13 protein-coding genes and 2 pseudogenes are annotated in these 12127 nt (G+C 74.8%); 9 read left to right on the top strand and 6 right to left on the bottom strand.

The window, feature by feature from the left end; translation table 11 throughout:
• Nucleotides 1-130: 130 nt before the first annotated feature.
• Nucleotides 131-454: a hypothetical protein gene (locus tag ACZ7FF_RS38020; RefSeq protein ID WP_470818406.1), complete on the top strand. Its 324-nt coding sequence runs from the start codon at nucleotides 131-133 to the stop codon at nucleotides 452-454.
• Between the two features lie 224 nt (nucleotides 455-678).
• Nucleotides 679-1203, top strand: a pseudogene (locus tag ACZ7FF_RS38015) (ATP-binding protein); the annotation flags it as partial.
• 831 nt (nucleotides 1204-2034) lie between these two features.
• Here ACZ7FF_RS38015 and ACZ7FF_RS38010 read toward each other — a convergent pair.
• Both ACZ7FF_RS38010 and ACZ7FF_RS38005 read right to left on the bottom strand, forming a co-directional pair.
• A pseudogene (locus ACZ7FF_RS38010) lies at nucleotides 2035-2491 on the bottom strand (ATP-binding cassette domain-containing protein); the annotation flags it as partial.
• A complete protein-coding gene (locus ACZ7FF_RS38005) occupies nucleotides 2488-2778 on the bottom strand; it encodes an SHOCT domain-containing protein (protein ID WP_470818404.1) in 291 nt (96 codons plus the stop codon). The gene ACZ7FF_RS38005 and the pseudogene ACZ7FF_RS38010, both read right to left, overlap by 4 nt.
• Before the next feature lie 167 nt (nucleotides 2779-2945).
• On the opposite strand from ACZ7FF_RS38005, the gene ACZ7FF_RS38000 reads away from it, so the two are divergent.
• The 5 genes from ACZ7FF_RS38000 (at nucleotide 2946) to ACZ7FF_RS37980 (ending at nucleotide 5745) form a co-directional block, all read left to right on the top strand.
• Nucleotides 2946-3536, top strand: coding sequence for a TetR/AcrR family transcriptional regulator (locus tag ACZ7FF_RS38000; protein ID WP_470818402.1), 591 nt, complete (start codon nucleotides 2946-2948; stop codon nucleotides 3534-3536).
• A 4-nt stretch (nucleotides 3537-3540) separates the two neighbouring features.
• Nucleotides 3541-3936 carry a (R)-mandelonitrile lyase gene (locus tag ACZ7FF_RS37995; protein WP_470818401.1) on the top strand — a complete coding sequence of 132 codons (396 nt, stop codon included), beginning with the start codon at nucleotides 3541-3543 and terminating at the stop codon, nucleotides 3934-3936.
• A 25-nt stretch (nucleotides 3937-3961) separates the two neighbouring features.
• Nucleotides 3962-4540, top strand: coding sequence for a DUF4865 family protein (locus tag ACZ7FF_RS37990; protein WP_470818400.1), 579 nt, complete (start codon nucleotides 3962-3964; stop codon nucleotides 4538-4540).
• Nucleotides 4537-5445 (top strand): phosphotriesterase family protein, encoded by a 909-nt coding sequence (locus ACZ7FF_RS37985; RefSeq protein WP_470818398.1) that lies wholly within the window; start codon nucleotides 4537-4539, stop codon nucleotides 5443-5445. Before ACZ7FF_RS37990 ends, ACZ7FF_RS37985 begins: the two co-directional genes overlap by 4 nt.
• A gap of 111 nt (nucleotides 5446-5556) precedes the next feature.
• Nucleotides 5557-5745, top strand: coding sequence for a DUF1272 domain-containing protein (locus ACZ7FF_RS37980; RefSeq protein WP_470818396.1), 189 nt, complete (start codon nucleotides 5557-5559; stop codon nucleotides 5743-5745).
• 59 nt (nucleotides 5746-5804) lie between these two features.
• Here ACZ7FF_RS37980 and ACZ7FF_RS37975 read toward each other — a convergent pair whose 3' ends face one another.
• A complete protein-coding gene (locus ACZ7FF_RS37975) occupies nucleotides 5805-6419 on the bottom strand; it encodes a TetR/AcrR family transcriptional regulator (protein WP_470818394.1) in 615 nt (204 codons plus the stop codon).
• A gap of 89 nt (nucleotides 6420-6508) precedes the next feature.
• Here ACZ7FF_RS37975 and ACZ7FF_RS37970 point away from each other — a divergent pair, with 89 nt between their 5' ends.
• Nucleotides 6509-7300, top strand: coding sequence for an SDR family NAD(P)-dependent oxidoreductase (locus tag ACZ7FF_RS37970; protein ID WP_470818392.1), 792 nt, complete (start codon nucleotides 6509-6511; stop codon nucleotides 7298-7300).
• 331 nt (nucleotides 7301-7631) lie between these two features.
• Complete coding sequence (locus ACZ7FF_RS37965) at nucleotides 7632-9359, top strand: MOSC domain-containing protein (protein WP_470818391.1); 1728 nt, start codon at nucleotides 7632-7634, stop codon at nucleotides 9357-9359.
• Nucleotides 9360-9385: 26 nt separating this feature from the next.
• Here ACZ7FF_RS37965 and ACZ7FF_RS37960 read toward each other — a convergent pair whose 3' ends face one another.
• Genes ACZ7FF_RS37960 through ACZ7FF_RS37950 form a run of 3 tightly spaced genes read right to left on the bottom strand, consistent with a single transcriptional unit; the run spans nucleotide 9386 to nucleotide 12048 of the window.
• On the bottom strand, nucleotides 9386-10114 hold the full coding sequence (locus tag ACZ7FF_RS37960) for an NUDIX hydrolase (RefSeq protein ID WP_470818389.1): 729 nt from the start codon (nucleotides 10112-10114) through the stop codon (nucleotides 9386-9388).
• A complete protein-coding gene (locus ACZ7FF_RS37955; protein WP_470818387.1) occupies nucleotides 10111-11349 on the bottom strand; it encodes an ROK family protein in 1239 nt (412 codons plus the stop codon). Before ACZ7FF_RS37955 ends, ACZ7FF_RS37960 begins: the two co-directional genes overlap by 4 nt.
• 48 nt (nucleotides 11350-11397) lie before the next feature.
• A complete protein-coding gene (locus ACZ7FF_RS37950) occupies nucleotides 11398-12048 on the bottom strand; it encodes an alpha-ketoglutarate-dependent dioxygenase AlkB family protein (RefSeq protein ID WP_470818385.1) in 651 nt (216 codons plus the stop codon).
• Nucleotides 12049-12127: the final 79 nt, after the last annotated feature.

Raw genomic sequence — 12127 nt, 5'->3', positions numbered from 1 at the left:
ACCGTCGCACGCGTCCCTCGTGTACTGGTGCTCCACGCCCCATCGGGGCAGACTGCACGCGTCGGGACGATCGTCCCGAACCGGGTCGCACACGGGATCACGAGGACCACGCGCAAGGGGGCGGCGAGGGATGGCGGAGCCGGAGTTCACGGCCATGGGCGTGCGGATCGGCAAACGCATGCGCTCGCTCACCCGGGCCGGACAGGTCCGGATCAGTGACGGCAGGGTGGAGTTGCTCAACAGCTACGGCAGCGAGATCGACAGCGCACCCGTGCAGGCGGTGCGCGCCTCCAAGCCGTGGTTCGCGCCGGACGGCAAGGCACTCGCCGACCTCAACGGCAACCGGTACCTGCTGACGCTCGGTGAGCAGGACCCCGCACCGGGCGAGCCGGGTCCGCCGGCGGCGCGGCGGTTCATCGAGGCGGTGCGCCGGGCGGCCGGGCGCGGCGGCTGAGCGACGCGCGGCCGCCTGACGCTCGCGCGGGCGCGGCGAGTTGCGGGAGCGCATCCGCTGCGTCACGCTGGTCACACGTCACTCTGGGTTTACCGGCGATAACGCTGCGAACCAGCCCGCCGGACACGACAGCAGGCGGCCGTACCGACGGGGGGCCCTGCTGGATCCGTTGTTCTCCGTGTTCTTCCGGTTCCTTCCGGACCTCACATCGGGGAGTCGCAGCCGTGATCAGTCACCCAAGCAGGCACTGCACGGTGGAGCTCCAAGCCCTGCCGTCGCGGATCGGCCAGGTCCGCAGAATCGTATCTGCGCAGTTGCGCTACTGGCATATGGACCCGTTGATAGACCGGGCCGCGCTCGGTGTGACCGAGCTGCTGAGCAATGTGCACCGGCACGCCAGGCCCGACAAGTCGTGCACCGTCGAGCTGGAGCTGCTGCCGGAGCGGCTGACCGTGTCGGTACGCGACCACGATCCGCGCCTCCCCGTGCTGGCCGACGGTGCGGGCGCGGTCGACGCCACGCCGCTGGCCACCTGTGGGCGGGGCCTGGCGATGGTGGCCGCGGTGAGCGAGAGCTGGGGTGCGCGGCCGGACGGCGAGGACGGCAAGGTCGTGTGGTTCACGCTGCCCGCGCCGACCGCGGTGCGCGCCCATCTGGCCCGGGCGCCACGCCGCACCTCGGAACGGCAGCCGGCGGCCCGGCCCGCGGACGCACGGTCGGCCCCCGCGCACACGCCCGTCCCGGCCGCCGCTCCCGTCCCGACGGGCGTCTCCGCCCCCACCACGACTCCGGTCCCGACCCGGACTCCGGTCACCGCCGGCGCACCGGTGGCGGGTAGGGCTCCTGTTCCCACCGGGACATCCGTCCCGGCCCGGACTCCGGTCACCGCCGGAAGCCCCGTCGTGAGAACGGCTCCCGTTCCCACCGGTACGCCCGTCCCGACGCGGACTCCGGTCACCGCCGGAACCCCCGTCGTGAGAACGGCTCCCGTTCCCACCGGTACGCCCGTCCCGACCCGGACTCCGGTCACCGCCGGAACCCCCGTCGCAAGCGCCGCTCCCGTCCCCGCCGGGGCAGCCGTCCCGGCCCGGGCTCCGGTCGCCGCGGGGGCTCCGGTGGCGAGTGCGGCTCCCTTCGGTGTCGGGGCTTGCGTTGCCGGTACGACGACCGTCGGTGGCGGGGCAGCCGCGGCCATGGCCGCCGTCGGCCCCGATACCCCCGCTGCCCGTACGACCGCCGTGGTCACCGGGGTGTCCGTCGCCGGCAAGCCCGGAGCGGGTTCCGCACCGGTCGTGACGCCCGCAGCCGTCGTCACGAAGACCCCCTCCCGGTCAGCGGTTCGCGGCTGACCGGGAGGGCGGCAGGACGGGGCGGCGGCGAACCGCCGGCCGGTCTCGGCGAGGTCGCCTCGGGCCCAGGGGCACCCGCCCGGGCCTCGGCCGCCCCGGGCGCCGCCCGGCAGGCGTGCGGGCAGACCGTAGGGGGCGAGCACCGTGGCCTCACTCCGTCGCGATCGCCCGGAGCACGTCGAGGCGGGCCGCCCGGCGGGCCGGGCGCAGGCCCGCGAGGGCGCCGGCCGTCTGGCCGCCGGAGAGTTCCGAGGGCCGGCGGTGCAGCCGGTCGCCGAGTCCGACCACGTCGACGAGCGCGTCGGTCCACTCCCGGTCGCCGCGCCGGCCGGCCAGGTCCAGGGGCAGGGTGATGTTCTCCGCGACGGTCAGCGTGGGCACCAGGTTGAACGCCTGGAACACGAAGCCGACCCGGTCGCGGCGGAGCAGGGTGAGCCGGCGGTCGTCCAGCGCGCCCCAGTTCGGTGTCGCCGATGTAGGCGGCGCCGGAGGTGAGGGTGTCGAGGCCGGCCGCGCAGTGCATCAGGGTGGACTTGCGGGAGCGCGAGGGCCCCATGATCGCGGTGAAGCGGCCGGCGGCGAAGGCCACGTCGACGCCGTCCAGGGCGCGTACGGCGGTGTCACCGCCGTACACCTTCACCGCGGCCACCACGCGGGCCGCCGCGCGTACCTCGGTGGTCGTGGTCATGCCGCGCCGCCCTTGCCGGCACGGCCGAACTGCTCCTCCAGGACGGACAGCCGCCGCCAGTACTCGTCCTCGTCGATCTCGCCGGAGGCGAAGCGGCGGCCGAGGACCGCCAGCGGGGAGTCGCCCGCCGGGCGTCCCGCGTCCACGGCCCGCCACGGGCCGCCGCGGCCGCGCAGGGCGGTGCGGCGCAGCACGGTGACGGCGCCGAAGACGACGGCCGCCCAGATCAGCGGGAAGAAGAGGATCCACGGGCCGGGTCCCCCGTCCCAGTTCGCCAGCGTCTGCATCTCGGTGCATCTCCCTCGTCAGGCTCGGTCTTCGGGTGCTGTCCCGAGACTCCCTCCGGCACGGGGTCGGGGTCGTCGTGCGGCCGGCGGCAGTGTGCGTACCTCCCGGGGAGTACGGGCGGGGCGGGCCGCTGTTCCCCGGGGACTGGCGGATTGTAACTACTAGTATGTACAGTGATCGTATGAGCACCTCGGAACGACTGATCGAGTCCACCCGTGAGCTGCTGTGGGAGCGCGGTTACACGGGCACCAGCCCCAAGGCGATCCTGGAGCGCGCGGGCGCCGGCCAGGGCAGCATGTACCACCACTTCAAGGGCAAGCCGGACCTCGCGCTGGCGGCGATCCGCCGGACCGCCGAGGAACTGCGGGCGGCGGCCGAGCGCGTCCTGGGCGGCCCGGGCACGCCGTACGAGCGCATCGAGGCATATCTGCTGCGCGAGCGCGACGTGCTGCGCGGCTGCCCGGTCGGGCGGCTGACCATGGACCCGGACGTGATCGCCCGCGACGAACTGCGCGCCCCGGTCGACGAGACGATCGCGTGGGTCCGGGAGCGGATCGCGGGGATCGTCGAAGAGGGCAAGCGGCAGGGGCAGTTCGCGCCCGGGCTGGACGGCGAGGAGATCGGCGCGGCCGTCCTCGCGATCGTGCAGGGCGGCTATGTGCTCGCCCGCGCCGCCGGCTCCCCCGAGGCGTTCGACGCCGGCGTCCGCGGCCTGCTCTCCCTGCTGGCACCCCGAACTCACCGACAGGAGCAGTGATTTCGTGCACATCACCAGACGGCGTCCCGACAGTGCCCGGGGTCCGGCGGAGAACTTCACCGGCCAGGTCTGGCTGGACGAGGTGGCCGCGCCGCCCGCCCCCTCGCGCCTGCGCATGTTCAACGTCCACTTCGCGCCGGGCGCCCACACGGCCTGGCACCGGCATCCGCACGGTCAGGTGCTGCACGTCGTGGAGGGCGAGGGCCTGGTGCAGCGCCGGGGCGGTGCCGTCGAGGGGATCCGCGCGGGCGACACGGTGTGGATCGAGCCCGGCGAATGGCACTGGCACGGGGCCGCGCCCCGCACCTTCATGACCCACCTCGCGGTCGTCGAGGCCGCCGCGGACGGTTCCACCACGGAGTGGGACGCGCAGGTGTCCGCCGCCGAATACCCCGCCTGACCGGCTCGCGAGGAAGGTCCACGCCATGCACGCCATGCAGTACGAACTGACGCTGCCAGCCGACTACGACATGGACGTCGTGCGCGCCCGGGTCGCCCGGGTGGGGCACCTGCTCGACGACTGGGACGGCCTCGGCCTCAAGGCGTACCTGATGCGCGAGCGCGGGACCCACGGCTCCCCGGTCAACCAGTACGCGCCGTTCTACCTCTGGAACACCGTCGAGGGCATGAACCGCTTCCTGTGGGGCGGCGCCTTCCAGGGCCTGGTGAACGACTTCGGCCGCCCCGCGGTGCGGCAGTGGACCGGCCTCGGCTGCGCCGGGGGCACCGGCGCCGGCGCCCGGTTCGCCGTACGACGGACGCAACCGGTCCCCCACGCAGTGGAGTTGGGGCCGCTGATGAAGGAGGCGGCCGAAGAGGCCGGGCGGCTGGCCGCCCTGGACGGCGCCGTGCTCGCCGCGGCGGCCGTGGACCCGCACCGCTGGGAGCTGGTGCACTTCTCCCTCTGGGAGCACGACTCCCCCAAGGCCGACGGCGACCTCTACCGGGTGCTGCACCTGTCCGCCCCCGGTCTCGGCCGCCTCCCCCGCGGGCGGCAGTGGTGAGCCTCGTCCGCACGGTCCTCGGTGACATCCGGCCGCAGGAGCTGGGCGTGTGCGACGCGCACGACCATCTCTTCCTGCGCAGTCCGCAGTTGCCGGGGCGGGAACTGGACGACGCGGACGCGGCGCGGGCCGAGCTGGCGGCGTTCAAGGCGGCGGGCGGCGCGGCCGTCGTGCAGTGGACACCGCACGGCATGGGGCGGCGGGCCGCGGACCTGCCCGCGCTGTCCCGGGCGGCCGGTGTGCACCTGGTCTGCGCGACGGGACTGCACCAAGCCTCGCACTACGGGCCGCAGTTGCTGGACGGACTGCGCGGCCGGCTCGCCGAGGTGTTCGTCGCGGAGCTGACCGAGGGCATCGGCGCGACCGGGGTCCGGGCCGGTCTGATCAAGGTGGCGGGCGGCTTCCACGCCCTCGACGCGCACGCCCGCTGGACCATGGCGGCGGCGGCCGAGGCGCACCACGCCACCGGCGCGCCCGTCGCCGTCCACCTGGAACTGGGCACGGGCGCCCTGGACGTCGTCGACCTGCTGTGCGGGGAGTTGGGCGTGCCCGGTGACCGGCTGATCCTGGGGCATCTGAACCGCTTCCCCGATCCGGTGGTGCAGCGGCAGGCCGCCGCGTCGGGCTGCTGGCTGGCCTTCGACGGGCCGTCCCGCGCCCATCACCCCACCGACTGGCGGATGCCGGACGCGCTGTGGGCCCTCGCGGAGGCGGGGTTCGGGGACCGGTTGCTGCTCGGCGGTGACACGGTGGTCGCCGGGGCGCGCTCGGTCGACGGCGGGCCCGGGATGCCGTACCTGCTGCGCCGGGTGCGGCCGCGGCTGGTGGAGGCGGTGGGCGCGGACCTGGTGGACCGCATGCTCACGGAGCATCCGGGGCGGGCGTTCGCGGTGGACTGGAAGTGAGCGGGCACTGGCCCGATCCGGCGGGTCCCTGTCCTTCCGGGTACTGTCGGCGCCCGCCGCCGCCCGGATGATGGGAGGCGGACGGACGAACGTCGAGGAGACGGGACAGCCATGGCCCTGGAGATGCGCGACCGCTGCGAGCGCTGCGGCACCACGGCACTGCCGGCGGACGGCCCGGCCCGCATCTGCTCCTACGAGTGCACGTTCTGCGAGGCGTGCGCCGAGGCCATGGGGCAGGTGTGCCCGAACTGCGGGGGCGAACTGGTCCCCCGGCCCCGGCGCTTGGGCGCTGACGCCTAGGGCCTGTCTGACCGTTCGCGTCGTCGCCCGAAGGGCAGACGGGAATCGTCAGACAGGCCCTAGGAGGCTCGCGAGCCGCCCGGCAGCGGGGACGCGTCGGCGGGCTGGGCGGCACCGCGGGCGAGCAGCAGCAGGGCGTCGACCAGTTCCTCCGCCGGGCTTCCCGTGGCCAGACGGCGGAGTTGCAGCCCCATCACCAGCGCGACCGTGGTGGCGGCGAGGCGTTCCGCGTCGGGCACGCCCAGCGCCGTGAGGATCCGGGCGGCGAGCCGGTCGTAGGCCCTGAACGCCTCGGCCGCCGCCTCCCGCAGCCGTTCGTCCCGCCCGGCGTGGAGGTAGAGCTCGAAGGGCGCGAGATGGGCGCTGTCCAGGGCCGTGCCGCAGGCGACCTGTCCGGCCAGGGAGGCCGCGTCCTCGATGTCGATCCCCTCCGTCTGGCACTGGTCGGCCAGTTCGGTGAAGTGCCGTGCCTCCTCGCGCACGAAGTGGAGCAGGCTCTCCCGCAGCAGTTCGTGCTGGGTCTCGAAGTGGTAGGTGACCGAGCCGAGCGACACCCCGGCTTCCCTGGCGATGCGCCTGTTGGTGACGGCCGCGACCCCGTCCGCGCCGATGATCTGCAGAACGGCTGTGATGATGCGCTGGCGCATCGGGGCGGAGTGGTCGGCGTACGGCATGCCGTTCATTGTCCCATCGGGGCAGCCGGTGGACAGGGCGGCCCACTCTCCCTATTGTTCGTTCGAACGAACAGAACGGGAGGGTAGTCGTGCGCATTGCTGGGGCAACTGTTCTGCTGACCGGTGTCACGGGTGGCATCGGTGGTGCACTCGCCGCCGGGATGGCCGCTCGCGGCGCCCGGCTGATCCTGACCGGCCGGCGGCGCGAGGCTCTCGACGGCCTCGCGGAACGCTACGGGGCACGGACCGTCCTGGCGGACCTGGCCGACCCGGACGACGTGCAGCGCCTCGCCGAGGAGGCCGCCGACGCGGACGTCCTCATCGCGAACGCGGCCCTGCCCTCCAGCGGTGACGTGCTCGACTACACCCCGGAGCAGATCGACCGGGCGATCGCGGTGAACCTGCGGGCCCCCGCGATGCTGGCGCGGTTGCTGGCGCCGGGCATGGTGGCCGCGAGGCACGGCCACATCTGCTTCGTCGGATCGCTGTCGGGGGTCGCGGCCACCAAGTCGTCGTCGCTGTACAACGCCACGAAGTTCGGCCTGCGCGGCTTCTCGCTGGCCTTCCGTCAGGACCTGTACGGCACGGGCGTCGGGGTCTCGATCGTCCAGCCGGGCTTCGTGCGCGACCTGGGCATGTTCGCCAACACGGGTTCGCCGACGCCCGGCGGGGTCCGCACCGTCTCGCCCGAGCAGGTCGTCAAGGGCGTGACGCGGGCGATCGAACGCGATGTCGCCGAGATCAACGTGGCACCGCTCGAACTGCGGTTCCTCACCAAGGTCGCCTCGCAGTTCCCGGGCTTCGCGGAGCGGGTGCAGCGCCGGGCGGGCGCGGAGCAGGCCATCGACACGATCGTGGCGGCACAGCGCGCCACCCGCTGAGCCGCCGGCCGGGCTCGGCGCCGGCTCACAGGGGCGCCCAGCAGGGGCGCCCAGCCGCCCATGCGGGAGTGAACGATCTCCACTGCCACTGCCACTGCCCCGCCGGGGCGGGCGCGCTCGCGCTGGAAGGCGGGCCCGGGGGAAGGGGCCGGCACGGGCGTTCCTCAGCGGCCGCTTCCGCCCGGCCCGGAAGCGGTCTCCGCGGCGCCGGACCGTCGTACCGGGGCCGCGGGCCGCTCCAGAAGCTGAGGAGCGGCGCCATGGGGAATACGATCGGCGGGAGCGCACTGCGCGCAGCACCCTGAGGGGCTCCACCCGCGGGAGGTCCGCAATGGCGACGCTGCTCTCGGTCAACGTGGGGACGCCCAGGGACGTCTCCTGGCAGGGGAGGACCGTCCACACCGGAGCCTGGAAGGCCCCCGTGCACGGCCCCCGGACGGTCCGGCGGCTGAACATCGACGGGGACGGCCAGGGAGACCTGGCCGGGCACGGCGGCGAGATGCGCGCCGTCCTCGTCTACCAGCTGGGGTCCTACCGGCACTGGCGGGAGCACCTGGGCCGCGACGACCTGACGTTCGGGATCTTCGGGGAGAACCTCACGGTCGACGGCCTGCCCGACGACGAGGTGTGCATCGGCGACCGCTACCGCATCGGCGGGGCCGAGTTCGAGGTCACCCAGCCGCGCGTCACCTGCTACCGCGTCGGCATGCGCCTCGGCGAACCGGCGATGGCCTCGCTGCTGGTCGCCCACCACCGCCCCGGCTTCTACATGCGCGTCCTCACCGAGGGCCGGGTCCGGGCCGGCGACGAGATCACCCTGCTGCGCAGAGGGCCGGGCGAACTCAGCGTCGCCGACACCGACGCGCTGCTCTACCTGCCCGGCCGCGACCCCGAGAAGCTGCGGAGGGCGCTGGCCATCCCTGCCCTCAGCCCCGGCTGGCAGCAGTCCTTCCGCGAGCTCGCCGCCGCGGGGGTACCGGGACCCGAGCCCGCGAAGGAGCCGGGATGGCCCGGTTTCAAGGCCCTGCGTGTCGCCCGCGTCGTCCCCGAGACACCCACCGTCTCCTCGGTCTACCTCGACGCCACCGACGGCGCTCCCCTGCCCGAGGCCCGTGCGGGCCAGTACCTGGGCGTCCGTCTCGCGGTGGGCGGCGCCGCCCCCACCGTGCGCAGCTACTCCCTGTCCTCCGCCCCCACCTCCGGCACCTACCGCATCAGCGTCAAGCACGAGGCCCACGGCGAGGTCAGCGGCTACATCCACGAGGCCCTGAGGGCCGGTGACCTCCTGGACGTCGCCGGCCCGCGCGGAACCTTCGTGCTCGAAGAGGGCACCCGGCCGGTCGTCCTCGTCTCGGCGGGGATCGGCGTGACCCCGGTGCTCGCCATGCTCCACCAGCTCGCGGCCGCACGGGACCCACGCTCCGTCTGGTGGATCCACGTCGCCCACGACCGGGCCCACCACGCCTTCGCGGAGGAGGCCCACGCGCTCCTGGCCCGGCTCCCCCACGCCCACGAGCAGATCCACTACACCGCGGAGCCGGCCGTGCCCGCCGACGGGGACCGTGTCACCCGGGGGCGCCCGACCACCTCGACCCTCGCGGCCCTGGGCGTCCCCGCGGACGCCGACGCCTACCTGTGCGGTCCGTCCGCCTTCATGGACGGCCTCGGCGGCGACCTGCGCGCCCTCGGCCTGCGCCCCGAGCGGATCCACACGGAGCGGTTCAGCGCTCTCCCCGCGATCAACCCCGGTGTCGCACCCACCGCCGCCGTCCGGCCGCACCAGCCCCCGGGCCCGCCGGGCACCGGCCCGGCCGTCACCTTCGCGCGCAGCGGCATCACCACGCTCTGGTCGCCGGCGCGCGCGTCCCTCCTCGAACTCGCCGAGGCCTGCGACATCCCCACCCGCTGGTCCTGCCGCACGGGGGTCTGTCACACCTGCGTCACCCCCGTGGTGTCGGGCGACACCGCCTACACCACCCCGCCGCTCGAACCTCCCGGGCCGGGCACCGTCCTGGTCTGCTGCAGCGAACCGGCCACCGAGGTCGTCCTCGACCTGTGACCCCAGGCCGGGAGAGACCTGTGACCTCAGGCCGGGAGACCGCCGTAGTGCCGTAGGATCAGCGCCAGGTAGTCGACGGGCGGGCCCGCGAAGCCGTCCAGGTCGGCCGTCGAGCGGATCAGGGCGACCCGGTCGAACTCGGGCTCGACATCTTGGGCCGTCTCCGCTCTCGCCAGTTCGGCGTACCGGTCGAGCAGTTCCGTCGCGGGACGCGGCGGGGCCAGGAAGAGGACGCCGACGTTGCCCCGCCCACCCCGGGTGGACAGCCACGGGCTGAGGGCGTCGGCGGGCGTGTCGCTGCCGGTCTCCTCGGCCAGTTCGCGGGCCGCGTGCTCGCGCAGGTGGACCAGGTCGAGCGCGCCGTCGCCGTCGGGGGGTTCGACGGTTCCGCCGGGCAGCTGCCAGCGGCCCGGGGCCGAGGTCGAGGGGGCCATCCGGCCCACCAGCAGCCGGCCGTCGTCGGCCGGCTGCAGTACGGACACGAACAGGGAGCCGTAGACGGGCGCGTCGGGCACCTGGCGCAGGGCGCGGTGCCGGTAGGTGGTCCGCGCCCAGAACAGCACCAGGCCGTCGCCGTCGCGCTCGTACCCGGTCAGGGCGGCCACCGGGCCGTCGAACAGCGCGGGATTGGCCCGTACCGCCTCCTCCCAGACACGGTCCATCGCCGAGCGGTGGTGACCGGACAGCTCCGGCAGCGACGTCTCGACCAGGCGGATGCGCCGGGCGGGCAGGATCTCCACGGCCCGCGGGGTCACCGCAGCGCCCCCAGGGGGTCGTCCAGCACCGGCTGCCAGGCCAGTTCGGCGGCCCCGACGAGGCTGTTGTGGTCCAGGGTGCACGGCAGAATCGGTACGCCGCCGCTCTGGCCCCACAGGCTCCGGTCGGCGACCACGGCGCGCAGGCGGCCCGGATCGGCGTCCAGGAGGGTGCGGTGCAGACCGCCCAGGATGATCCGGTCGGGGTTGAGGATGTTGACGAGTCCGGCGAGGCCGAGGCCGAGCCGGTCGATCAGGGCCTCCGCGGCCGTACGGACGGCCGGGTCGTCGAACTGGGTGCGCAGCAGGTCGTTGGCCTGCTGGAGCAGGGAGACCTCGGGGCCCGGTTCGCGGCCCGCCTCGACGAGCAGCGCCAGCGGGTCCGCCTCGACGTCCAGGCAGCCCCGGCTGCCGCAGTGGCAGGGGCGGCCCTCCGGGTTGACGGTGAGGTGGCCGACCTCCAGGGCGAGGCCCGAACTCCCGGTGTGCAGGCGGCCGTCCAGCACCAGGGCGCCGCCGACGCCCCGGTGCCCGGTGGCCACGCAGAGCAGGTCCCGTGCCCCCCGCCCCGCGCCGTGCCGGTGTTCGGCGAGCGCGGCGAGATTGACGTCGTTGCCGGCGAACGCGGGGCCGGTGATGCCCGCCGCGCGCACGCACTCCGCGAACAGGCGCCGCACCGGGGCGCCGACGGCCCAGGCCAGGTGCAGCGGGTTGAGGGCCAGGCCGTCGGGTTCGGCGACGGCGGACGGCACGGCGAGTCCGGCGCCGACGCAGCGCCGTCCTGTCGTCCGCAGCAGGTCCGCGCCCGCCTCGACGACCGAGCCGAGCACCTTCGCCGGGTCGGCGTCGACGGTCTCGCAGCCGGGCGCCGTGGCCACGATCCGGCCGCCGAGCCCGACCAGCGCCGCCCGGAAGCCGTCGGCGTGGACCTGCGCGGCCAGGGCCACCGGGCCGTCCTCGGCGACGTCCAGCCGGTGCGAGGGGCGCCCCTGGGAGCCGGCCGCGGCGCCCGGCCGGGCGTCCACCCGGATCAGGCCCAGGGCCTCCAGCTCGGCCGCGACCGCGCCGGCCGTCGCCCGGGTGACGCCGAGTTCGGCGGTGAGCACGGCACGGGTCGGCGCCCGCCCGGTGTGCACCAGCTCCAGCGCGGGTCCGAGCGCTCCGCGCCCCCGTTCCAGCCGCGCCCTCGAGGTGGTCCTCTCCCCCGCCGTCCGGGGTTCCGCCTTGCCGTTCATGAGGGCGAGTCTGTCATGATCCGCATCCCCGGTGGCCTGTGCCGCCCGCTACCGGCCGCTCACCCGCAGCGTGATGTTCAGGCGTCCGGCCAGGCCGAGCCAGGGCGGCGCGGTGCCCGGGTGGACGCGGGGCACGCCGTGGTGGGCGAGCCGGGAGGGACCGCCGAAGACGAACAGGTCGCCGCTGCGCAGGTCCACGTCGGTGTACGGCCTGGTCCGGGTCTCGGTGGTGCCGAAACGGAAGACGCAGGCGTCGCCGAGGCTCAGCGAGACCACGGGCGCGTCGCAGCGCTCGTCGCCGTCGCGGTGCATGCCCATGCGGGCCTCGCCGTCATAGAAGTTGATCAGCGCGATGTCGTAGGGCTGTTCAGGCAGGGCGTCCGGGCCGAGCGCGTCGGCCACGGCCCGTCTGCCCAGCTCGTCGAGCCAGGCCGGGAAGGACTTCACGGGGGCTCCGTCGCCGTCGACGACCGTGCGGGCGTAGGCGTACGGGTACCAGTGCCAGCCCAGGCACACCTGGCGCGCGGTCATGGTGCCGCCGCCCGGGGTGCGGACCGTGCGCAGACCGGCCGGGGGCCGCGCCCACTCCCGGCAGGCGCTCAGCAGCTCGCGCTGCCGCGCCGCGGGCAGCCAGTCCGGGACGTGCACGGCGCCCGGCGCGACCTCCGCGCGCTCCCGGGCGAACAGCTGGTCCTCCATGCGCTCCATCCTGCCGCAGGTCCGGCCCACCGTCGCTGAGCTGCGGCTCCGCTAGCCTGGACCCACGATGAGCGACCGT

Source organism: Streptomyces sp. NPDC037126 (genome assembly GCF_055605965.1).
The sequence above is the reverse complement of the archived record's forward strand: the minus strand, read 5'-3'. Positions and strand labels throughout refer to the sequence as shown.